This window comes from Streptomyces sp. Xyl84, from assembly GCF_059731885.1.
In genome coordinates, this window is record NZ_AP029182.1 from 581,272 (window position 1) to 600,398 (window position 19,127).

The following is a 19,127-nucleotide window of genomic DNA, read 5'->3' on the forward strand; positions in this document are numbered from 1 at the left end:
GGTAGGGATGAATCGTCCGTGCGCCGGTGTTGCAGCGCGGTGGACGGCCGGAGACCTGCCGGAGACGGATCAGGACCGACGGATCAGAACCAGCGGATCACCGGCCGACGGATCAGGACCGACGGATCAGGAGAGGACGGACGTCATGCCTCTGGAGGGCGAGTACGAGCCCAGCCCCGCCGCGTGGGTGCGGGAACAGGTGGAGTTGTACGAGAAGTCCGGCGGGACCGAGGGAACCACGCTGATGGACACGGGGCTGCCCGTCATCGTGCTGACCACGCGCGGTGCGCGCAGTGGCCGGATCCGCAAGACGCCGCTCATGCGGGTGGAGCACGAGGGGCGGTACGCCGTGGTGGCCTCGCAGGGCGGCGCGCCCAAGCACCCGTTCTGGTACTTCAACCTGCTGGCCGACCCGCGGGTCGAGCTGCAGGACGGCCCGGTGAAGCAGGACATGACGGCCCGTGAGGTCACCGGCGAGGAGAAGGCCGAGTGGTGGGAGCGGGCCGTCGCCGCGTTCCCGCCGTACGCCGAGTACCAGGAGAAGACCTCGCGGGAGATCCCGGTCTTCGTGCTGGAGGCGACCGGCGCGCACTGAGACCGGCCCGGGACCGCGCCCGGTGCGGCCCGGGACGGCCGGGGACCGCCCGGGACGGCAGGGGGACCGTCGGGGGCGGCCGTCGTGGATGTACGTCCGTTGCGGGCGGATGCCGGACCGGCAGGCATGGACCGGCCGTGCGGCGGGCACCCGTCTCTCAGGCCCCGCCGCGTTCCCCCGTCGCGGCGGGGCTCTTTCGTGCCTCCTCGGCCGGGCGGTCGGTCACGTCGAGGAAGATCTGGTCCGCGACGGGGACGGTGCGGGCGATCGACTCCTTGATGCGCACCGCGACCTCCTCGACCCGCTCGCTGTCCATGCCGGGCGCCAGGTCGACCCGGGCGGCCACCAGGACGGAGTCGAGGCCCAGTTTCATGGTGAGCAGCGCCTCCACGCTGTCGATCTCGGGCTGCGCCCGCAGCAGACTGCGGATCCTGCCGCTGAGTTCGGGGTCCGCGGCCTCCCCGATCAGCTGGTCGCGCGCGTCGCGGCCCAGCCGGTAGGCGACGTAGACGAGCAGCGCGCCGATGGCGAGTGAGGCGGAAGCCTCCCACACGACCTGGCCGGTGGCCATGTGCAGCGCCATGCCGGCGAGGGCGAGCGTGACACCGAGCACCGCGGTGCCGTCCTCGGCGACGACCGTGCGCAGCGCGGGGTCGCGCAGGCCGCCCGCGCCGCCCTGCCCGCGCACCTGGTGCACCGCCCGCAGCAGGGAGGTCCCCTCGGCCAGCAGAGCGACACCGAGGACGACGAGACCGACCACGTAGCCGGTGAAGTCCTCCTCCGCGCCGTCGCGCAGGGCCTCGACGCCCTGGAAGAAGGAGAAGCAGCCGCCCATCACGAAGATGCCGACGGCCGCGAGGAGCGACCAGAAGAACCGCTCCTTGCCGTAGCCGAAGGGGTGGCGCCGGTCGGCGGGGCGGCGGCTGCGGCGCAGCGCGGCCAGCAGGAAGATCTCGTTGAGGCTGTCGGCGACGGAGTGGGCCGCCTCGGACAGCAGGGCCGGCGAGTGCGTGACGAGGCCGCCCACGGCCTTGGCGACCGCGATGACCAGGTTGGCCGCGAGCGCCACCAGGACGGTGACCCGGGTCTTCCGGTCTGCGGCCGGTCCCGGGTCCGGTCCGGAGGCGCCGGTGGCCTTGGAGGTCCCGGCGGCGCCGGTGGCCTCGGAGGTCCCGGCGGCGCCGGTTTGCCCGGCATGCTCCGCTCTGTCGGCGGTATCGGCACCTCCGCCCGTGCCGGCGGTCTCGGCGGTGTCCACTCTGCTGGCTGCGCCGGGCGTCTCGGCCGGCTCGTCGGGTGTCCCGTCCACGTTCGCCGACTGCCCCCGTCGGTGCGGATCACACCGTGCCGCCGGCCGATTTCGGGGAACGCGTTCACCAGCGCACCTCACCGGTGTGCCGCGACGGCAGGGAGGAACGGGCATGGGCGACGGAGACGACCGGGACGACGGCAACCGCTCCTACGGCCACAAGTCATTCAAACGTTCGAAGAGCCATTTCGCCGACCGGATCACCGCGGACGGACGGGACGGGCACCCGGTGGCGGCCGGGCGGTACCGGCTGGTGGTCAGCCGGGCGTGTCCCTGGGCAAGCCGGGCCCTGGTGTCACGGCGGCTGCTCGGGCTGGAGGACGCGCTGTCGCTGGCCGTCGTCGACCCGGTCCAGGACGACCGCAGCTGGCGGTTCACCCTGGACCCCGGCGGCCGGGACCCGGTGCTCGGCATCCGTTACCTCAGCGAGGCCTACGACCGGCGGGAGACCGGCTACCCCGGCGGGGTGAGCGTCCCGGCGGTCGTCGACGTGTCCAGCGGTGAGCTGGTCACCAACGACTACCAGCAGATCACCCTCGACCTCGCCACCGAGTGGACGGCACTGCACCGGCCCGGGGCGCCCGACCTGTATCCGCAGGCCCGGCGCGACGAGATCGACACGGTGATGGCGCAGGTCTACGAGGACGTCAACAACGGCGTCTACCGGGCGGGTTTCGCCACCGGCCAGCAGGAGTACGAGGTGGCGTGCGAGGGCGTGTTCCGCCGGCTGGAAGCGCTGGCTCAGCGGCTGGAACGGCAGCGCTACCTCGTCGGCGACACGATCACCGAGGCGGACATCCGGCTGTTCACCACGCTGGTCCGCTTCGACGCCGTGTACCACGGGCACTTCAAGTGCAACCGCTGGAAACTGACGGAGAACCCGGTGCTGTGGGCGTACGCCCGCGACCTCTTCCAGACGCCGGGCTTCGGGGACACCGTCGACTTCGACCACATCAAGCGGCACTACTACCAGGTGCACACCGGCATCAATCCCACCGGCATCGTGCCCCTCGGGCCGGACCTGTCCGGCTGGCTGACGCCGCACCGGCGCGAGGAACTCGGCGGCCGGCCCTTCGGTGAGGGAACTCCGCCGGGCCCTGTGCGCGACGCCGAACGGGTGCCGTCCCGGGGCAGGCCCTGACGCCCCGGCGGCGACGGCGGCGTCATCCGCAGGCGTCGTCGCACCCGCCGTACCCGCCCTTCCCCCCTTGACCGCAGTGCCGGCCGTGACCGCACTGCCCGCCGTACCCGCCGTATCCGCTGTCCCTGCGAAGGAGGACCCAGGTGGCCAAGAAGAAGAACAAGCTCCCGCTCGTCTACCAGCCCGTCGGTTTCGTGCTCGGCTGGGTCGGCGGCGCGCTGGCCGGAAAGGCGTTCCGCACGACGTGGAAGGCCTTCCGGCACGAGGACGACGCCCCGGACGCGCTCGACGAAGACCGCCGCTGGGGCGAGATCCTGCTCGCCGCGGCCGTGCAGGGCGCGCTGTTCGCCGTGGTGCGCAGCGCGGTGGACCGCGCGGGCGCGGCGGCCATCGCGCGCTCGACCGGGGTCTGGCCCGCCAAGAGCGCGGACGGCCGCGACTGACCCCGAAGGGCAGCGACCGACCCCGACGGCCGGGCCCCGCGCGTCCGGGAGCGGGACCCGGCACGGACGACGGCCGGGACACCGCACCCCGCCGCGTCGCCCGCCGCCCCCTGCCGCCCCCCGCGCGTCCGGGCCCCGCTCCCGGACGCGCGGGGGGCTCAGTCGTCTCCCCCGGCCGCCTCCCGGAGTACGTCACCGCGCTGGACGCCCTGGGTTTCCAGTGCCGCTTCCACGCGCTGGGAGGCGGGGCGGTACGGGACGCGCTGGACGCCGTCGAGGCCGCGCGCGGCGAACGGGCCGAGCGACACCCGGCCGCACCTGGCACACCTCCAGGTGGTGCACCCCGACGACGTCCCCCGGTTCGCCCGGCTGGGCGCGACGGCCAGCATCCAGCCACTGCAGGCCGCGCCGGTCAGCAGCCCCGATCCGCTCCGGGGCATCCACGTGGCGGTCAACCGGCACGAGCCCGCCCGCCGGGCGCCGGTGTTCCTGCCCGCCGAGCGCATCGGCCTGGCGGAGGCGGTCAGGGCCTGCACGGCGGGCCCGGCGCGGGTGAACCACCTGGACGACACGGGCGAGGTGCGCACGGGGGCGCTCGCGGACCTGGTGGTGCTGGACCGTGACCCGTTCGCCGGTCCGCCGGAGGAGATCGCGGACACGAAGGTGCGGGAGACGTACGTGGGCGGGGTGCGAGTGTCCGCCGCCGAGTGAGGCGGGACCCCGCCGGGAGGCCAACGGCAATTCACAGACATATGTCAATCGAACATGCTGGAATTCACTCCAACGAGGGTAACTTGCAGGACGAGGGCGGGCAGTGCGCTCCCTGAGCGCGCCCCCCGCCGCAGCGAACCCACCGGTTGGAGGCGAAGTCGTCGTGGCGAACGCACCCGCACCCGCGCCACCCGCCCGGCAGCTGCGCGTCCGCAGGCACCGCGGGTACACCGTGCTGGAGCTCCACGGGGAGATCGACATCGCCTCCGCGCTGCGGATCCTGCCGCGCCTCGACCGGGTCACCGCCCGGCCGGGGGCGCGGGTGGTGATCGACCTGAGCGGAGTGGAGTTCTTCGACTGCTCCGGGCTGCGCCTGCTGCACCGGGCCCGGATCCGCGTCCTCGGACAGGGCGGGGAACTGCTGCTGGTGTGCGCGCACCCGCTGACCCTGCGGGTGCTCGCCGTCACCGGCCTGTCCCGGCACCTGCCCCCGAGGCCGACCCTGGACGCCGCCGTGGACGCCGCCCCCGCCCGGCCGCCGGCCCGCTCTACTCGTCCCGCGGCGCGTCGAAGAGCGCGCTGACCGATTCCCCGTTGTGGATCCGGCGCACCGCCTCGGCGAGCGCGGGGGCGATGGACAGCACCCGCAGCTTGTCCCCGTGGGCCCGGTACTCCTCGTGGCCCTCCACCGGCACCGGCACGGTGTTGGTGCACACGATCTCCAGCACGTCGCTCTGCTCGGTGAGCCGTTTCAGGGCGCCCGCCGCGAACAGACCGTGCGTGCAGGCGATCCGGATCGAGCGCGGCCCCGACTCGCGCAGCCGGTCCAGGAGTTCCAGCACCGTGCTGCCCTTGGCGATCTCGTCGTCCAGCACGATCACGTCCCGCCCGGCGACATCGCCGATGACCGAGCTGATCGTGACCCGGTCGTCGGCGTAGCGCTGCTTGGCGCCCGCGGCCACCTGGGCGCCGATCATCCGGGCGAAGGCGGCGGCCTCCTTGGCGTTGCCGAGGTCGGGCGAGACGACCGTGGTGCGTGTCAGGTCGTACTGCCTGAAGTGCGCGGCCAGTTCGCGCAGCGCGTGCAGGTGGTCGACCGGCACCGTGAAGAAGCCGTGCACCTGCGGCGCGTGCAGCGTCATCGCCAGGACCCGGCTCGCGCCCGCCGCGACCAGCAGGTCGGCCACCAGCCGCCCGCCCAGGGAGATGCGCGGGGCGTCCTTCTTGTCGGAGCGGGCGTAGGAGTAGTGCGGCATGACGACGGTGATGCGCCCGGCGGAGGCGCCGCGCGCCGCGTCGCACATCAGGAGCAGCTCCACCAGGTGCTCCTGCACCGGCTTGACCAGGGGCTGGATCAGGAACACGTCCCGTTCCCGGCAGTTGGCCTGCAACTGCACCTCCAGGCAGTCGTTGGCGAACCGGCTGACCCGGGTGGGACTGAGCGGCACACCCAGGTGCGCGCAGACCTCCGCCGCCAGGTCGGGATGGGCACTGCCGCTGAACACCGCGATGTCTCGCACGATCCGCTCCTCGCATGATCATTCCGGACTGCCGGGGCTCATGCTACTGACCGGGCGGCAGGGGTCACCCGAGGACGCCGGGCAGGGCCAGCGCACCGAGCAGCGCGGCCCCGACCAGCAGCCAGGCCACGTAGTCGCCGACGTGCCCCGACTGCAGGCGCCGCAGCGGCAGCGCCCAGTCCGGGGCTGCCAGCAGCCCCGGGCGGGCCACGGCCACCGCGGCGAGCGCGACCGCCAGCAGGGTGGACAGCAGGTCCAGCAGGACACCGCCGGCCGTCCACTGCACCGAGGAGAACACCCCCCAGGTCCCGGCCTCGTCGACGGCGTGCCCCACCCGGCCGGCGAAGCCGGGGACCGCGCCGACGGCGAGCGCGGCGGCGAGCAGCACGGCCGGAACCGTGCGCATGGTCATCGGGACCTTGTCCAGCCGCTGCCTGGTCTCGGGCTCCTCGCCGGAGCCGGACGTCTCGTCCTCGTCGCGTTCCCCGCCGTCCCGCCCCTCGGGCCGGGGTCCGAGCCCGAAGAACACCCGGACGGCGACGCGCAGCACCGCTCCCCCGGTGAGGGCGGAGGCAGCGACGTAGAGCACGGTGAGCGGGCCGCCGACGGCCTCCTCGCTCACCGCCTTGCCGAGGCCGGTGCCGAACGGCGGCAGCCCGGCCAGGGCCAGCGCCCCCACGGCGAACATGACCCCGACACCGCGCAGGCGCCGGGCGCGGCCGTGCAGAGAGAACTCGTCGACGCTGCCGTAGCGGTCGAGCAGGATGCCCGCGCAGGCGAACAGGGCGGCCTTCACACCGCCGTGGGCGAGGACGTACAGGGCGGTCCCGTCGTCCGCCTCGGCCTTCAGTACGCCGATGCCGACCAGGAAGAGGCCGGTGTGGGAGATGGTGGAGAAGGCGAGCAGTCGCTTGATGTGGCGCTGGTACCAGCACATGACCGAGCCGACGGCCGCGGTCAGCACGCCGAGCACCACCAGCGCCCGCGTCGCGTCGGCGGCGGGGACGCCGCCCGGCCCGGAGAAGACGGTGCCGTACACCCGCCAGACGCCGTAGACGCCGAGTTCCACCATCACCCCCGACAGCAGCATGCACACGGGGGTGGGCGCGACGGCGTGCGCGTCCGGCAGCCAGAACTGGAAGGGCACGGCGGCGGCCTTCACCAGCAGGCCGGTCAGGAACAGCACGAAACCGGCCAGGACCAGCGCGTCGGGGCCGTGATGCCCGGCGGCGGCCAGTCCCCGCCCGATCTTCGCCATGGCCAGTTCACCGGTGCGGGCGTAGAGCAGGGCGATGCCCATGAGCATGAAGTAGGCGCCGAGCGAGTTGACGACGCCGAAGGTGAGGCCGCCCTGGACGGCCTTGGCCTCGTCGATGCGGTAGCCGGTCAGCGCGTAGGCGACGACGCTCATCAGCTCGAAGAACACGAAGGCGTTGAACAGGTCGGCGGCGATCGCGAACCCGCACATGCCGCCCTGGAAGAGCAGCATCAGCGCGGGGAAGGAACCGGCGTGGCCGCGCGGCGGCTCGTCGAAGTAGTGCCAGGAGTACGCCAGCGCGGCGAGGGTGAGCAGCGAGACGAGTGCCGCCATGCCGAGGCTCGCGCCGTCCCCGGTCACGACGATGCCGACGCTCTCGCCGCCCACCGGGAACCAGCCGCCCACCCACTCCGTGAGCGGCGGCGAGGAGCCGGTGAGCAGCCAGATCGCCAGCGCGGCGGTGGCGGCGCAGACCAGGGAGGCGAACGCCTCGGCGGCGGGGCGGGGCAGGCGGCGCCCGCCGGCGACGAGGAGGGCGGCGCCCAGCAGCGGGACGGCGGGCAGCAGCGGCAGCAGACGGTGCATCAGCCGCGCAGCTCCCTCAGCTCGTCGGGGTCCACCGTGCCGTGCCGCTTGGAGATCTGCACGGTCAGCGCGAGCAGCAGCGCGGTGACCGTGGCGCCGACGACGATGTCGGTCAGTGTGAGCGCCTGCACCAGGGGGTCGACCACGGGCCGCGAGCCGGGCTTGATGTCGGAGAAGACGGGCGCCGTGCCGCCGTCTCGGTACCCGACGGCCAGCAGCAGGATGTACGTCGCCGACTGGCACACGGCCAGGCAGCCCACGGCGTGGATCAGGTTCCGGCTGGTGGCCAGGCCGTAGCAGCCGGCCAGGAACACGTAGGCGGCCACCAGGTACGGAAGGACGTGCATGACGTCGCTCACGGCGCGCTCACTCCCCCTTCTCCTCCTCGATCTCGACGGCCTGGTCCAGGAAGCGGGCGAGCAGCACGACGACGGCGCAGGCGACCTCCATGCCGATGGCCGCGTTCAGCAGCGGGACGGTGCCCCCGGAGGACAGGGTGTTGAACGTGCCGTACGGCAGCAGGGTGTTGGCGAGGAACGCGGTGCCCGTGAGGACTCCGGCGAAGCCGAGGACCAGGTACGCGGAGGCCGACAGCGCGTCGCCGATCTCGTACGCGTCGACGGGGCGTACACGTTCGAGGGCGGCGTAGTCGGCGCCCAGGTACATCAGGTGCAGGGCGGTCGCGGCGACGACCCCGCCCTGGAAGCCTCCGCCGGGGCTGAGCTGGCCGTGGGCGACGACGTAGAGGCCGGTGACCAGCGCGACGGGCAGCACGGCCAGGGCCCAGCGGCGTACGGGGGCGGCGACCTCGGAGGGCAGGGGCGGATCGCGGTGTTCGTCGCGGGCCTGGCGCAGCAGGACGACGCAGCCGAGGACGGCCGCGAAGAGGATCGTCATCTCGCCCATTGTGTCGAAGGCCCGCTGGTCGAAGTTGACGGAGGCGATGGTGTTGGCGATGTGCCGGGTCAGGGAGGCGCCGACCGCGCGGTCGCCGTAGGGGTGCCACGGACCGCCGAAAGCGGGCAGCCGCAGACAGGCCGCGACGAGCAGCGCGGCCAGAGCGCCGCCGCCGAGGAACACCAGCCACAGCCGGGCGCGCGGGGTCACTGCCTGCCGTTCTTGCCGTGGGCGGAACGCCGCCGGACCTTGCGGACGGTGAGCATGACGAGCAGCGGGGTGAGGGCGGAACCCACGGCGAGCTGGGAGAGACCGACGTCGGGCGCCTGCAGGACGGTGAAGAGCACGGCGAGGGCGGTGCCGAGGACGGACAGGACGAGCGCCTGGCGCGCGGGGTCGCGGTTGGCGACGGCGGCGGTGGCGCAGCCCGCGACGGCGAGCAGGGCCAGGACGACGAGTGCGTCAGCCACCGTTCACCCCCGGGAAACCGCCGGACAGGGCCCGGGAGGCGAGGAGGTTCCCGCCGACCAGCAGCGCCCCGACGATCAGGAGCTTCACCGTGGCCCGGCCGGGTCCGGTGACCACGCACAGCACCAGCACGACGGCCGCGCCGGCGAGGGCGCAGGCCCAGGTCGCCGCCCAGGCCTGCGGCGGGTCCTCGGCGAGTTCGTCGGCGAGCAGACGGGCGAAGACAAGGGTGCCGACCGGGCCCAGCAGGGCCAGGAGCAGGGCGAGATCGACGTAGGAGGTGCGCCCGTAGCCCTGGGAGAGCAGGAGCAGGCCGGGGCAGACCAGGGCGGTGGAGAGGTTCTGCGCGACGACGCGGCGCCCCAGCGGGCCGGTGGCGACGCCCCACAGGGTCGTGCCGAGACCGACGGCCAGGACGGCCGTCGCCGCGACGAGCCACCCGTTCACCTGCGGCTCACCGCCTGCCGTCCGGCCCGTGCGACCAGCGCGCCCACGCCCGCGGCGCAGGCGCCGACCACCCACTCCAGGGTGTAGACGGTGCTGATGAGCATGAGCCACAGCACGACGAGCGCGGCCCACCAGGCCAGCACCTCGCCCACCGCGAGGAGTGTCGTACGCGGGTTCAACCGGCACCTCCCCGGGCTGGTTCCGCTGCCGTGCTCTGCCTTGCCGTGCGCCGGCTCGCTGCGCACCGCCTCGCCGTGCGCTGTTCCGCTGTACTGCCGCGTTCCCTGACGCCGCTTCCCCGGCATCCAAGCACCGCCCCGGCCGTGGGGCGCGCGGCGGCGCGCGGGTCCGCTGCCCGGATGCCCCGACAGCAGCAACGGAAACCGGCGGCCCGGCCGGGCCGCCGGGGCCGCCGGTCCTGCATCCCGGGGGCGTTCGCGGGTAACCGGCCCAGCAGCAGGCCGAGTTGGCGTACGGAGGATGACATGAGCAGGATCGCGTTCCACCCGCTCACCGTGTTCCGGTCCCGCACGGCCAGGTCCCGGCCCGCCGCGCGGAGCGGGGAGGCGCGGGACGCGAAGGCGCGGGACGCGCGGGAGGACCCGCACGGCCGCAGGCCCCTGCCGTGGCCGCTGCGCCTTCCCGCGATGGCGTGCGCCTTCGTGTTCATGGTGGCGTTCGCCGTCGTCCTGGCCCGGCTGACGCTCCAGCCGTCGCCCTCGTCGGTGTCCTTCGTGCACACGAACCTGCACCCGGGCCGGTCGCTGCGGGCCTATCTGAACGAGCCGGGACTGCGGGACGCGGTCCAGCAGATCGGCGGGAACCTGCTGCTCGGGGTGCCGTTCGGCGTGCTGGTACCGGTGCTCGCGCCGCGGGCGCGCGGGCTGCTGCGCGTGCTGCTGCTCACCGCGCTCGTCATGCTGCTGGTGGAGTTCGCGCAGGGGGCGCTGATCACCGGGCGGGCGTTCGACATCGACGACGTCATCCTCAACACGACGGGTGCGCTGGCCGGTCACCTCCTGCTCGGGCGGCGCATGGGCCGGGCCGTGCACGCGCGCAGGCGGCACGGGTGACGCGCGGCACGGTGACAAGTGGCACGGGTGAGACGGGACACGGCTGACACGAGGACCCGGCGCGGGCCCCGCCCCCGGGCACCGACCGCTCTGTCCCGGAGTATTGACGCCCCCTTAATTCACCACTTGAATCAAGGGGCACCCCTCTCCTCGTCCCCCCACGACCGCGGCACGCCCGCGCACGGGCCGCCGCACGGAAGGGAGTTCCGTGACCTCCCCACGCCTGCTCCGCAGATGCCTCCTCGCCGCCCTGTCCGCCGTGCTCGCCGGCGCCGCCGCCGTCGGCCCCGCACGGGCGCAGGATGCGGGCGTCTCGGCCCGCCCCGGGGCCGCCACCGCCGCCTCGACCGCCGCCGTCACCGCGTTCTCCGACACCTTCGACGGACCCGCGGGCGCCGCCGTCGACCCCGCCAAGTGGCAGACGGAGACCGGTGACAACGTCAACAACCACGAACGGCAGTACTACACGGCGGGTACGCGCAACGCCGCCCTGGACGGCCAGGGCCACCTGGTCATCACCGCCCGGCGCGAGAACCCGGCCAACTACCAGTGCTGGTACGGAACGTGCCAGTACACCTCGGCACGGCTGAACACCTCGGGGAAGTTCACCGCGCAGTACGGGCACGTCGAGGCGCGGATGAAGATTCCGCGCGGGCAGGGCATGTGGCCGGCGTTCTGGATGCTCGGCACCCCGGTGAACTGGCCGGACTCGGGCGAGATCGACGTCATGGAGAACGTCGGGTTCGAGCCCTCGACCGTGCACGGGACCATCCACGGCCCCGGCTACTCCGGTTCGGGCGGCATAGGCGCCGCCTACACCCTGCCGGGCGGCCAGGCCTTCGCCGACGCCTTCCACACCTTCGCCGTGGACTGGGCGCCCGGCTCGATCACCTGGTCGGTCGACGGCACCGTCTACCAGCGCCGCACGCCCGCCGACCTGGGCGGGAAGACCTGGGTGTTCGACAAGCCGTTCTTCCTCATCCTGAACCTGGCGGTGGGCGGCTACTGGCCCGGCGACCCGGACGGCTCCACCGGCTTCCCGCAGCAGCTCGTCGTGGACTCCGTCTCGGTCACCACGGGCGGCACCTCCGCCGGCGGCGCCATCCGCGGGCTCGCCGGCAAGTGCGTGGACGTGGCCGGGGCGAACTCCGCCAACGGCACCCCGGTCCAGCTCTACGGCTGCAACGGCACCGCCGCCCAGCAGTGGACGGTGGGATCCGACGGCAGCCTGCGCGCCCTCGGCAAGTGCCTCGACGTCACGGACAACGGCACCGCGGACGGCTCCACCGTCCAGCTGTGGGACTGCACCGGCGGCCCGAACCAGAAGTGGGCGGTCTCGGCGGCCCACGACATCGTCAACCCGCAGGCGGACAAGTGCCTGGACGTCACCGGCAACTCCTCCGCCGACGGCACCCGCCTGCAGATCTGGACCTGCACGGGCGGCGCCAACCAGAAGTGGACGGTGGGCTGAGAACCGCGGACAAAAGCGGGTTCCGGTCAGCGGGCGGTGGCCGGTGCGTGCGATCGCAAGGCGCCGGAAGGTCCTTGTAGCGGAGCTGTCAGGGCCTTCCGGCAACGCGGCGAGGGCGCGTGCCGGGCGCCGGCCGCCGGGGCCCACTTCTGTTCGCAGCTCTGAGTCCGGCGCGGCCGGAGGCGGTGGGAGGTGCGCGGCTACACCGGGCGGCGGCCTCGTCAGTGCCAGGTGAACTTGTCGCCGCCCACCCAGCGGACCACGTCCGGGTCGTCCAGGTCGTGGACGGTGATGCCGAACGCGGCCGCGGCCTGGAGGACGTCGGTGACGCTCTTCGCCTCGCCGATCACCTCGCCGTCGATCTCCATGATGCGGAACGGCGGGTCGGCCCGCTGGACTCCGAGCACCATGATCCGCGGTCGGGAGATGTAGGGACTCGCGCTCTCGGTCATGTCTTCAAGCCTAGATCGTGTCGGGTGCGGGCGGGGCCCGGACCGTTCCGGGTGCGGGCGGCGGCCACGGGCCGTCTCAGGGGCGCCGCCAGTCGTCGCCGGTCAGGTGGGAGCCGGCCATCGGGCCCATGCGCAGCATCCCGCCGTCCACGCTCCAGGACGCCCCGGTGACGTAGGAGGCGTCGGGACCGGCGAGGAAGGCGATCACGGCGGCGACCTCACGGGCGTCGCCGGGGCGGCCGAGCGGCACGCCCGGGCGGTGCTCGGTCCGTACGTCCGTGTCCTCCTGGCCGGTCATGGGCGTGGCGATCTCACCGGGCGCCACCGCGTTCACGGTGATGCCGTGCCCGGCCAGCTCCAGGGCCATCACCTGGGTGAGCAGTCCGAGGCCGCCCTTGGCCGCGCAGTACGGGGCGGCCCCCACCCGGGGCTGGTGCTCGTGCACCGAGGTCACGTTGACGATGCGGCCGCCGCCACCCTGCCGGATCATCCGCCGGGCCGCCTTCTGCCCGCACAGGAACGGGCCGACGAGGTCCACGTCCAGCACCTCGCGCACGTCCTCGAGCCGCAGGTCGACGAAGGGCGTGGCGGTGCCGGTGCCCGCGTTGTTGACCAGCACGTCGATCCGGTCGCCGAGCGCGCCGGCGAGTTCGTCCAGGGCGTCCGCGGCGGCGGGCAGCCGGGTGAGGTCCATCCGGGCCACGGCGGCCCGGCGCCCGTGCGCGCGGACCTCCTCGGCGGTCTCCTCGGCCCCTTTCTCGTCGCTGTGCCAGGTGATGCCGATGTCCAGCCCGGCCTCGGCCAGGCGGACGGCGGTGGCACGGCCGATGCCGGAGTCGGCGCCGGTGACGACGGCCACGCGGGCGGGCTGCGACGAAGCTGCGGACATGAGACCTCCTGCGGTACGGGATCGCCGTAGGGACCCGAACGCCGTGCGGGCGGTTCCGTGGGGTAAGGGATCGTCGTGCGGACGGGGCATCGCAGTACCCGGGGACGTCCGGGGCAAACGGGATGGGCCGGGCGGTGCCGGTGCGGGTGCGGGTGCGGCCGGAGCGGGCAACGCTGGGGGTGGAGGTGGTGATGGACCCCGTCGAGGCGCTGGACCGGATCGCCTTCCTGCTGGAGCGGTCCCGGGAGCCGACCTACCGCGTGCGCGCTTTCCGCACGGCGTCGCGGGTGCTGGCCGCACTGCCCGCCGGGGAGGTGGCGCGGCGGGCCGCGGACGGGTCGCTGGAGTCGCTCAAGGGAGTCGGGCCGAAGACCGCCCAGGTGGTGCGCGAGGCGCTGACCGGTGAGGTGCCCGGCTATCTGCGGAAACTGGAGGGCGAGGCGGACCGGCCGCTCGCGGAGGGCGGCGAACGGCTGCGGGCCCTGCTGCGGGGCGACTGCCACCTGCACTCCGACTGGTCCGACGGGGGCAGCCCGATCGAGGAGATGGGCCGGGCCGCCGCGGCCCTCGGACACGAGTGGGCGGTGCTGACCGACCACTCGCCGCGGCTGACGGTGGCCCGCGGGCTGTCGCCCGACCGGCTGCGCGAACAGCTCGACGTGGTGGCCCGGCTGAACGAGACCTGGGCGCCCTTCCGGCTGCTCACCGGCATCGAGTGCGACATCCTCGACGACGGCTCCCTCGACCAGGAACCGGAACTGCTCGAACGGCTGGACGTGGTGGTCGTCTCGGTGCACTCCAAGCTCCGGATGGACGCCCGTTCGATGACACGCCGCATGGTGGCCGCCGTACGCGACCCGCACTCCGACGTCCTGGGGCACTGCACCGGGCGGCTGGTGACCGGGCGGGGGCGGCCCGAGTCGGAGTTCGACGCGGACGAGGTGTTCGCCGCGTGCGCCGAGACCGGCACCGCCGTGGAGATCAACAGCCGCCCGGAGCGGCTGGACCCGCCGCGCCGGCTGCTGCGCCGCGCGGTGGAGGCGGGGGTGCTGTTCTCCGTCGACACCGACGCGCACGCGCCCGGGCAACTGGACTGGCAGATCCACGGCTGCGCGCGGGCCGAGGAGTGCGGGGTGCCGCCCGGACGCGTGGTGACCACCTGGTCCCTGGACGAGCTGCTGGCCTGGGCCCGGGAGCGGCGGACGCCGCCCGGAGTGAGGGACGGCTGACGTGGTACCCGGACCGGTGCCGCCGGCCCGCCGACCGCGGGCTCCGCCGGCACCACCGACTCTCAGGAGATCTCCCAGGAGCCCTCTCACCAGAAGGGAACACACCGGATGGACCGTGCCGCCGTCTTCGATGTCGACGGAACGCTCGTCGACACCAACCACCTCCACGTCACCACCTGGTGGGAGGCGTTCCGGCAGGCGGGCCACCGGGTCCCCATGCACGCCATCCACCGCTCCGTCGGCCTGGGCTCCACCGACCTGATCGCCCATCTGCTCGGCGACGACCGCGACGAGGAGCAGGACGCGGCCCTGAGCGACGCCCACAGCACGCTCTACGCCCAGTACTTCGACCGGCTGCCGGCCCTCGAGGACGCCGGCCGGCTCCTGCGCCACCTGCACAAGGGCGGCTGGACGGTGGTCCTCGCCACCTCGGCCGGCGGCGGGGAACTGGGCGCGCTGCGCCGGGCGATCGACGCGGACGACGCCATCGCGGCCACCGCGAGCGCCGACGACGTCGAGGCGGGCAAACCGGCGCCCGAACCGGTGCAGCACGCCCTGGAACTGGTGGGGGTGCCCGCGGAGCGCGCGGTGTTCGTGGGCGACACCGTCTGGGACATGCGGGCCGGCAGCCGGGCCGGGGTGCGCTGCGTGGGGGTGCTGTGCGGCGGCATCCCGCGCGCCGACCTGGAGCAGGCCGGTGCGCAGGCCGTCTACGACGACCCCGCGCACCTGCTCGCCTCCCTCGCCGACAGCCCGCTGGCCTGACGTGCCCGGACGGCACGGCGGGCCGCCGCCCGGGAATGTGACGTACGCCCCGCATGAGACACCGCGCCGCGCGGATACCCGGGCACGATGACGGGCGTACCGGAAAACCCAGCACCCACTCCCCCGCCGGCCCGCCGCTCCCCGCGCCGGAGCGCGCGGGGAGCGGCCCGTGCCCCCGGCGGGCGGTTCGGCGCCCGCTGCTGCCGCGCCGTCGGCGAGGAGGCGCGCCGCGTCGGCCGCTCCCTGCGGGCCGTGGTGCGCGGCCCCGGCCGGGAACGCGACCTGGTCGTGCAGTCGCTCAAGGCCGCCGCGGCGGCGCTGCTGGCCTGGGTGGTGGCCAAGGTCTGGCTGGGCGACCCGATGGCCCTGATGGCGCCGTGGGTGGCGCTGGTCATGGTGCAGGCCACGGTGTACAGCTCGCTGCTGCGGGCGGGGCAGCAGTGCGCGGCGATCGGCGCGGGGACCCTGCTCGCCTCGGGCGCGCAGGCGGTCACCGGTGACACCCTGTCCGCGCTCGCGCTGTCGCTGCCGGTGCTGATGCTGCTGGCCAACTGGTCACGCTTCGGCGACCAGGGGATCTACGGCGCCACCACCGCCGTGTTCACCCTGGCCACCGGCAGTGTCTCCGTCGCCTCGGTGGGGCACCGGCTGTGGCAGACGGCGCTCGGCGCGGTGATCGGCCTGGCCGTCAACGCCTTCGTCCTGCCGCCCATCCATCTGCGGGACGTGCGGGAGAACCTCGCGGCGGTCGCGCGGGAGGCGGGCGACGTGCTGTGCGCGGTCGCGGGCGGCCTGCGCGGCGGCGACTGGGACGGCGGGACGGCGGCCGAGTGGTCCCGTGGCTCCGCCCGGCTCGAACGCCGCCTGGAGACGCTGCACTCGGCCCGCCGCTGGAGCCGGGAGAGCCTGCGCCTGACCGCCGGTCCGCTGCGCGCGCTGCGCCGGCCGCCGTCGCCCGTGCCGCCCGAGACGGAGGACGAGCGCTGGAGCCGGGTCACCGGGCACGTGCGGGCGCTCACCCGTACGCTCGCGGTCGCGGCCGACCAGGACCGCGCTCCCGAGCCGCCGGACCCGGCGGTGCTGCGGACCTACGCCGACCTGCTGGAACTGATCGCGCGGGCGTGTCACGCGGAGAGCGGCCGGCTGCTCGGCGCAGACCCCGCCGGCGAGAGCGGCAGCGGCGGGGAGCCGGAGGCGAAACGGTGGGAGCTGCACCGGCGGCTGCAGGACGGCCTGCGGGAGCACGCGGGCCGGGCGGCGGCCCCGGTCACGGTGCTGGGGTCGCTGCTGCTGCAGGCGGAGAACCTGTGGGCGGAGACCGTCCCGGGCGCCGCGTCCGGGGCGGCACCCGGCCGGGCGCGGGACCCGGAGGGGGAACCCGGACCGGCGCGGGACGCGGAGGCGGAACCCGGGCCGGCACGGGACGCGTCTCCCCCGGACCCGGGGCCGGGTTCGGCACCCGACCCGGCATCGGGACCGGTGTCCGGCCCTGTGTCGCGTACCGCCGCGGAGTGAGCCGGATCACCACAAAACGCGGCAGAGTCAGGAACACCGGGCGCCCTTGCGCCGTTGAACCCACCGTGGGTGCGGATGGGACAGTGTCCCCGGGCCTCACCTATTGCCCAGAGGGACGATCGTTCGGCTGAAGCCCTGTGGAGCGTCTCGCCGAGAGGCGACCGCCATGCGTGCCCACACCAGGTCCGCCCCGGCCGTGATTCCCCCGTCCGGCCGGGGCTCTCCCCTGCCCGCCCCCGGCCGGCCGTGACTCGCCGGGTGCGCCCTTGACTTCGAGAGCACTCCAATCCGTAGCGTTCCGCGCATGAGCACTACGCCACAGCACAAGATCGGCTCCGGCTTCGGGGCGACCAGCACCGCCGACGACGTCCTGCGCGGCATCGACCTCACCGGAAAGCTGGCGATCGTCACCGGCGGCTACTCCGGCATCGGTCTGGAGACCACCCGGGCACTGACGAAGGCGGGCGCCCGCGTTCTCGTCCCCGCCCGCCGTCCCACCGCCGCGCAGGAGGCGCTGAACGGGATCGAGGGTGCCGAGGCGGACACCCTCGACCTGGGCGACCTGGACAGCGTCCGCGCGTTCGCCGAGCGGTTCCTGGCCTCCGGCCGCACGGCCGACCTCGTCATCGACAGCGCCGGGATCATGGCGTGCCCCGAGACCCGGGTCGGGCCCGGCTGGGAGGCCCAGTTCGCGACGAACCACCTCGGTCACTTCGCCCTGGTCAACCGTCTGTGGCCGGCGATCGAGGCCGGCGGCGGCCGGGTCGTCTCGGTCTCCTCCCGCGGCCACCAGTTCTGCGGGATCCGCTGGGACGACGTCCACTGGCGCACCGGCTACGACAAGTGGATGGCCTACGGCCAGGCCAAGACCGCGAACGTCCTGTTCGCCGTCCATCTCGACCGGCTCGCCCGCCACGCCGGTGTCCGCGCCTTCGCCCTGCACCCCGGCGCCATCATCACCCCCCTCCAGCGTCATCTGTCCCACCAGGAGATGTTCGAGCGCGGCTGGGTGGACGAGCGGGGCGTCCCGCTGAACCCGGAGGGCTTCAAGAGCCCGGAGCAGGGCGCGGCCACCCAGGTCTGGGCGGCGACCTCCCCCCGGCTGGACGGCCTCGGCGGCGTCTACCTGGAGGACTGCGACATCGCCGAGCCGGCCCCGGACGAGGGGTCCCACCCCAGCGGCGTCAAGCCCTGGGCGACCGACCCGGAGCAGGCGGCCCGTCTGTGGGCGCTGTCGGCCCGGCTGACGGGCGTCGACGCGTTCGCCGGCCGCTCCTGAGCGCCCCCGCGCCGTGACGGCGGCCCGGCGGGCCACCGCCGGGCCGCCACGCCGCCGCCGTCACGCCGTCCGGCAAGCGGCCGCCCTGGAAGCCCCGGTCGCCGCCAGGTCCGCCGTCCTCGCCGGGTCCGCCGTCCTCGCCGGGTCCGTCGGGATCGCCGGGTCCGTCGTGCCGGCCGTCTCCGTCCCGCCCGTCGTGCCGGTCGTCCCGGTCGTCCCGGTCATACCGGTCATGAAGGAGTACAGGTCCTCGGTGAGGCGGTCGGCGTGCGTGACGTACAGGCCGTGGCCGCCGCCGTCGTACACCTTCAGGGTGCTGCCGGGCACCAGGGCGGCGGTACGGCGGCCCGTGGCGGAGAGCGGGGCGGACGTGTCCTGGTTGCCGTGCACGACGAGGACCGGCAGGTCGAGCCTCGCCGTCTCCGCGGCGACGTCCACGGTGGCGACCAGCTCGTTGACGGCGTTCGCCGCGTGGGCCGTGCACACCAGGGCCTGGTCGACGACGTGGCGGACGTACTGCGGCGACACCTCGTTGCCGGGCCGGCCGAGGGCGAAGTAGGGGGCCGCCCCCTCCTCGTAGAACGCCGCCCGGTCCCTGCGGAAGACCTCGTGGGAGGCCCGCATGACGTCCGGGTCCCAGCCGTCGGGGTGCCCGGCCGAGCGGACGACGCCCGGTGCGATGCCGGCGACGAAGGCGGCCCGGGCCACCCGGCCGGTGCCGTGCCGCGTCAGGCAGCGCACGATCTCCGCGCTGCCCAGCGAGTGCCCGACGAGCGTCGCTGCGCGCAGGTCCAGACGGTCGAGCAGGCCGTGCAGATCGTCGGCGAGGGTGTCCAGGTCGAACCCGCCCCAGACGTCGTCCGACCGGCCGTGGCCGCGCCGGTCCAGGCCGACGCAGCGCACGCCCCGGCGCGCCAGCGGCAGCATCTGGAACTCCCACATCCCGGTGCCGAAATAGGCGCCGTTCACGAAGACGACCACGGGGCCGTCGGCCGGTCCGTAGTCGACGAAGTGCAGGCGGGTGCCGTCGGCGGGGCTGGTGAAGTACGGCATGCGGACCTCCCGGAGAGGCGGTTGCGG

21 protein-coding genes and 1 pseudogene are annotated in these 19,127 nt (G+C 74.3%); 11 read left to right on the forward strand and 11 right to left on the reverse strand.

Annotation, left to right across the window (positions count from 1 at the left end):
• The first annotated feature begins 145 nt into the window (after positions 1-145).
• Entirely contained in the window at positions 146-595 is a 450-nt protein-coding gene (locus AC6I72_RS02495; protein WP_497999089.1) for a nitroreductase family deazaflavin-dependent oxidoreductase, read from the forward strand.
• A 157-nt stretch (positions 596-752) separates the two neighbouring features.
• On the opposite strand, the gene AC6I72_RS02500 is transcribed toward AC6I72_RS02495, so the two are convergent.
• Positions 753-1,667: a cation diffusion facilitator family transporter gene (locus tag AC6I72_RS02500; RefSeq protein WP_498004570.1), complete on the reverse strand. Its 915-nt coding sequence runs from the start codon at positions 1,665-1,667 to the stop codon at positions 753-755.
• A gap of 349 nt (positions 1,668-2,016) precedes the next feature.
• Here AC6I72_RS02500 and AC6I72_RS02505 point away from each other — a divergent pair, with 349 nt between their 5' ends.
• The 4 genes and pseudogenes from AC6I72_RS02505 (at position 2,017) to AC6I72_RS02520 (ending at position 4,782) form a co-directional block, all read left to right on the forward strand.
• On the forward strand, positions 2,017-3,045 hold the full coding sequence (locus AC6I72_RS02505) for a glutathione S-transferase family protein (RefSeq protein WP_497999091.1): 1,029 nt from the start codon (positions 2,017-2,019) through the stop codon (positions 3,043-3,045).
• Positions 3,046-3,188: 143 nt separating this feature from the next.
• Positions 3,189-3,488, forward strand: a complete 300-nt coding sequence (locus AC6I72_RS02510) for a DUF4235 domain-containing protein (RefSeq protein ID WP_497999093.1) — start codon at positions 3,189-3,191, stop codon at positions 3,486-3,488.
• A gap of 131 nt (positions 3,489-3,619) precedes the next feature.
• Positions 3,620-4,199, forward strand: a pseudogene (locus AC6I72_RS02515) (amidohydrolase family protein); the annotation flags it as partial.
• Between the two features lie 163 nt (positions 4,200-4,362).
• Positions 4,363-4,782: an anti-sigma factor antagonist gene (locus tag AC6I72_RS02520; protein ID WP_497999095.1), complete on the forward strand. Its 420-nt coding sequence runs from the start codon at positions 4,363-4,365 to the stop codon at positions 4,780-4,782.
• Here AC6I72_RS02520 and AC6I72_RS02525 read toward each other — a convergent pair.
• The 7 genes from AC6I72_RS02525 to AC6I72_RS02555 all read right to left on the reverse strand — a co-directional run bounded on the left by AC6I72_RS02525 (position 4,748) and on the right by AC6I72_RS02555 (position 9,553).
• Positions 4,748-5,719, reverse strand: a complete 972-nt coding sequence (locus AC6I72_RS02525; protein WP_497999096.1) for a ribose-phosphate diphosphokinase — start codon at positions 5,717-5,719, stop codon at positions 4,748-4,750. The two genes, AC6I72_RS02520 and AC6I72_RS02525, sit on opposite strands and share 35 nt — an antisense overlap.
• Before the next feature lie 64 nt (positions 5,720-5,783).
• Entirely contained in the window at positions 5,784-7,562 is a 1,779-nt protein-coding gene (locus tag AC6I72_RS02530) for a complex I subunit 5 family protein (protein WP_497999097.1), read from the reverse strand.
• Positions 7,562-7,909, reverse strand: coding sequence for a sodium:proton antiporter (locus tag AC6I72_RS02535; protein ID WP_498004571.1), 348 nt, complete (start codon positions 7,907-7,909; stop codon positions 7,562-7,564). The genes AC6I72_RS02530 and AC6I72_RS02535 overlap by 1 nt, the downstream gene beginning before the upstream one ends.
• 19 nt (positions 7,910-7,928) lie before the next feature.
• Positions 7,929-8,669, reverse strand: coding sequence for an MnhB domain-containing protein (locus tag AC6I72_RS02540; RefSeq protein ID WP_497999099.1), 741 nt, complete (start codon positions 8,667-8,669; stop codon positions 7,929-7,931).
• Positions 8,666-8,929, reverse strand: a complete 264-nt coding sequence (locus AC6I72_RS02545; protein WP_366726556.1) for a Na(+)/H(+) antiporter subunit B — start codon at positions 8,927-8,929, stop codon at positions 8,666-8,668. Before AC6I72_RS02545 ends, AC6I72_RS02540 begins: the two co-directional genes overlap by 4 nt.
• A complete protein-coding gene (locus tag AC6I72_RS02550; RefSeq protein WP_497999100.1) occupies positions 8,922-9,374 on the reverse strand; it encodes an MrpF/PhaF family protein in 453 nt (150 codons plus the stop codon). Before AC6I72_RS02550 ends, AC6I72_RS02545 begins: the two co-directional genes overlap by 8 nt.
• Positions 9,371-9,553: a hypothetical protein gene (locus AC6I72_RS02555; RefSeq protein ID WP_497999102.1), complete on the reverse strand. Its 183-nt coding sequence runs from the start codon at positions 9,551-9,553 to the stop codon at positions 9,371-9,373. The genes AC6I72_RS02550 and AC6I72_RS02555 overlap by 4 nt, the downstream gene beginning before the upstream one ends.
• A 306-nt stretch (positions 9,554-9,859) precedes the next feature.
• Between AC6I72_RS02555 and AC6I72_RS02560 the strand changes: the two genes are divergently transcribed.
• Entirely contained in the window at positions 9,860-10,447 is a 588-nt protein-coding gene (locus AC6I72_RS02560) for a VanZ family protein (RefSeq protein WP_497999104.1), read from the forward strand.
• Positions 10,448-10,655: 208 nt separating this feature from the next.
• Positions 10,656-11,918 carry a ricin-type beta-trefoil lectin domain protein gene (locus tag AC6I72_RS02565; protein WP_497999106.1) on the forward strand — a complete coding sequence of 421 codons (1,263 nt, stop codon included), beginning with the start codon at positions 10,656-10,658 and terminating at the stop codon, positions 11,916-11,918.
• 221 nt (positions 11,919-12,139) lie between these two features.
• Here AC6I72_RS02565 and AC6I72_RS02570 read toward each other — a convergent pair whose 3' ends face one another.
• Both AC6I72_RS02570 and AC6I72_RS02575 read right to left on the reverse strand, forming a co-directional pair.
• The gene (locus AC6I72_RS02570; protein WP_037851184.1) at positions 12,140-12,370 is read right to left on the reverse strand and encodes a hypothetical protein; all 231 of its coding nucleotides are present in this window, start codon (positions 12,368-12,370) and stop codon (positions 12,140-12,142) included.
• A 76-nt stretch (positions 12,371-12,446) separates the two neighbouring features.
• Positions 12,447-13,259 carry an SDR family oxidoreductase gene (locus AC6I72_RS02575; RefSeq protein WP_497999108.1) on the reverse strand — a complete coding sequence of 271 codons (813 nt, stop codon included), beginning with the start codon at positions 13,257-13,259 and terminating at the stop codon, positions 12,447-12,449.
• Between the two features lie 191 nt (positions 13,260-13,450).
• On the opposite strand from AC6I72_RS02575, the gene AC6I72_RS02580 reads away from it, so the two are divergent.
• The 4 genes from AC6I72_RS02580 (at position 13,451) to AC6I72_RS02595 (ending at position 18,047) form a co-directional block, all read left to right on the forward strand.
• Complete coding sequence (locus AC6I72_RS02580) at positions 13,451-14,488, forward strand: PHP domain-containing protein (protein WP_497999110.1); 1,038 nt, start codon at positions 13,451-13,453, stop codon at positions 14,486-14,488.
• 108 nt (positions 14,489-14,596) lie between these two features.
• Complete coding sequence (locus tag AC6I72_RS02585) at positions 14,597-15,253, forward strand: HAD family hydrolase (RefSeq protein WP_497999112.1); 657 nt, start codon at positions 14,597-14,599, stop codon at positions 15,251-15,253.
• 87 nt (positions 15,254-15,340) lie between these two features.
• On the forward strand, positions 15,341-16,768 hold the full coding sequence (locus AC6I72_RS02590) for an FUSC family protein (RefSeq protein WP_497999113.1): 1,428 nt from the start codon (positions 15,341-15,343) through the stop codon (positions 16,766-16,768).
• Positions 16,769-17,072: 304 nt separating this feature from the next.
• On the forward strand, positions 17,073-18,047 hold the full coding sequence (locus AC6I72_RS02595; RefSeq protein ID WP_497999115.1) for an SDR family NAD(P)-dependent oxidoreductase: 975 nt from the start codon (positions 17,073-17,075) through the stop codon (positions 18,045-18,047).
• Positions 18,048-18,107: 60 nt separating this feature from the next.
• On the opposite strand, the gene AC6I72_RS02600 is transcribed toward AC6I72_RS02595, so the two are convergent.
• Positions 18,108-19,100 (reverse strand): alpha/beta fold hydrolase, encoded by a 993-nt coding sequence (locus tag AC6I72_RS02600; protein ID WP_497999117.1) that lies wholly within the window; start codon positions 19,098-19,100, stop codon positions 18,108-18,110.
• Positions 19,101-19,127: the final 27 nt, after the last annotated feature.